The 2,357-nt window shown below is 42.7% G+C and carries 2 protein-coding genes; one reads left to right on the top strand and one right to left on the bottom strand.

The features are described from left to right. On the bottom strand, positions 1–1,571 hold a 1,571-nt coding region (locus AB4496_RS25430), incomplete at its 3' end, for a carbohydate-binding domain-containing protein (protein ID WP_372132613.1). 404 nt (positions 1,572–1,975) lie between these two features. On the opposite strand from AB4496_RS25430, the gene AB4496_RS25425 reads away from it, so the two are divergent. Further along, positions 1,976–2,357, top strand: a 382-nt coding sequence (locus tag AB4496_RS25425) for a TraB/GumN family protein (RefSeq protein WP_372132610.1), incomplete at its 3' end; no start/stop codon positions are given.

Genomic DNA, 2,357 nt, shown 5'->3' with positions numbered 1-2,357 from the left:
GCTTCATTGTGCATTGCTGCAATTTCAGTAATCACTTTATCAACAAAGCGAGTCGATGATTCCATACATGGGTTGATGAAGCTGTGCTTATCGTAGAACTGAATAGTCGTCACGTTTGACGTATCTTGTGGATCCATCAAGCGATATTCACTTGCTTCAGCTTCTTTGCCTTCCGCCATTAGGCGAGTGTAACGCGCTTCCATTGATACCACAGCAGAACGAGCGTGTGCTGGCATATCAATTTCTGGAATTACTTCGATGCTGCGCGCTTTTGCGTAGCTTAAGATCTCGACGTAATCCGCTTTACTAAAGAAACCAGAGCCAAAGTTGTCTGTTGTTGGACCTGAACCTAGCTGAGGCAGTAAACAGCTTTGCTCTTCCAAATCAAAACAACGATTAGACCCTACATCCGTTAGCTCTGGTAAACCTGGGATTTCTAAACGCCAACCTTCATCATCCGTTAAGTGAAGGTGAAGTTTATTCATCTTGTATGCAGCCATTTGTTCTAGCGTCGCTAGGATGGCATCTTTTGAGTGAAAGTTTCGAGCAACATCCACCATCACACCACGGTAATCAAAGCGTGGTGCATCTTTGATCGACAGTTGTGGTAGTGATTCAGCGTTCTGACTGTCTATTAGGCCAAAAATAGACTGAACTGCGTAGAAAGCACCTGTTTTATCAAACGCTTTAATCGCAATCCCCTCTTCCGAGATGCTTAGTTCATAAGCGCCAGATTTTGCTAAATCACCCGTAAACTGAGTAGGAACAACGGCAACACTAACAGGTAGGTCGCCACTCACATCTACGTTTACCACATCTGCACGTTCTTCAATTGCAGCGAACTGCTCAGCATCGAATGCCTCTTTAGGTAGGGCAATACCACCAGCAATACTCACTGAACCTTCACCCGCTTCTACCGACATTGGGGTTGGTAAAAGCGTTGTTGAAACGTCTTGCGTTGCTAGATCCGCATTCTTTTCGAAACGCGTAACCGCAGTCGCCATGACATTGTTGTCATCAGGTGTACGCTTAAGGTTGTTTCCTTCCAAACCTGTTACGAACGACGCGACATCTTCAGTATTCAATGAAGCAATCATCTTAGGTTCTGCGTTTGGCGCAGTTACGAATGCACCCGGCATAAAGTCAGTTTCAAACAGTTGCCAGTACTCACTCGTTAACGGAAGAATCACTTCTTCACCAGCGGCAAAACCATCGAACTTATCTGTAGGTTCTAGTTTGTGTAGGTCACCCGTTACACGAGTGATTTTAAATTGTTCGTTATCAACATCTAAAATAAGGCGAATACTATGGAAGTAGATAGTCCAATCTTTCGAATCAATCGCTTCACCGTCATTGGTCAGGGTCATGTTCACTTTATTACATGACGCCCACTCAGCACCTAGGTCCTGACAAGCCATGCCTTCATTCGCACCGTGATTGGTTAGAATTTCATATTGCACATCAAGGTTATCAGCCAGTGCATTAACCACCTGTTGCTCAGGTGCTTGCGTTACAGCACAACCCGTCAAACCAGCCAGTACCGCTACAGATAGTAAGTTTCTCTTCAACATCGTATTCACCCATAAATTTAAAATTGAGTCAGAAGCAAAGTGGAGCGCTTCGAAAGTTAGATAAACTATATGGGCTTATTTTTTGCTGTGAATTAAATCAGGTTAATAAAGTGATCGGCTTCAAATCTCAAAAACACTGATAAAATTAATTATATTAAAATCATAAAGTTACAACCCACGGCACTTCCGTCATTTTTATTTTGACGTAAAAACTGAGAATTGAATCACAATCTTTTTAAAGGATTTCATAAAATCGTGTTGTTGGTAGGGAGAAAGGTTTAAGAGTTTGTTCGTGTTGTTATACTTTTCGTACAAACAACGTGACATCGTTCTCAAAAAAAACCGTTAAAAAACGCCGTCAAAATCAATTTTAACGAGTTCATATCTTTTAATAGGAGCTTTCCTTGCGCACATTTTTGTACGTAACTTTATTCGTTCTCGCATTTTCAGCCAAACAAGCTGCGGCCGAGCCTCTTTATTGGCAAGCCAAAAAGGATGATCTGACGCTTACTATCTTAGGTTCTGTGCACGTGGGAGACGAGAGCATGTACCCACTTCCTTCGGCAATTACCGACGCGCTAAAAAACAGTGATGGCTTAGTTATCGAAACGGATATCAGAAAGTCTGATGACGTTGTATATCCCCGCAACAAATTCACTACAGCCGATGTACTCAATGAAGAACAGCTGCGATTATTAACCGACATCTCAAAATCATTGGACATGCCGACGCAACAACTGCTTAGCTCACCGCCTTGGGCGACATCTCTTTCTATACAGATGCAGC

It is taken from the genome of Vibrio sp. 10N.222.46.A1, from assembly GCF_041473595.1.
GTDB lineage: Bacteria > Pseudomonadota > Gammaproteobacteria > Enterobacterales > Vibrionaceae > Vibrio > Vibrio tasmaniensis_A.
Note: the sequence above shows the minus strand (reverse complement) of the source record. Positions and strands in the feature narration are given on the sequence as shown.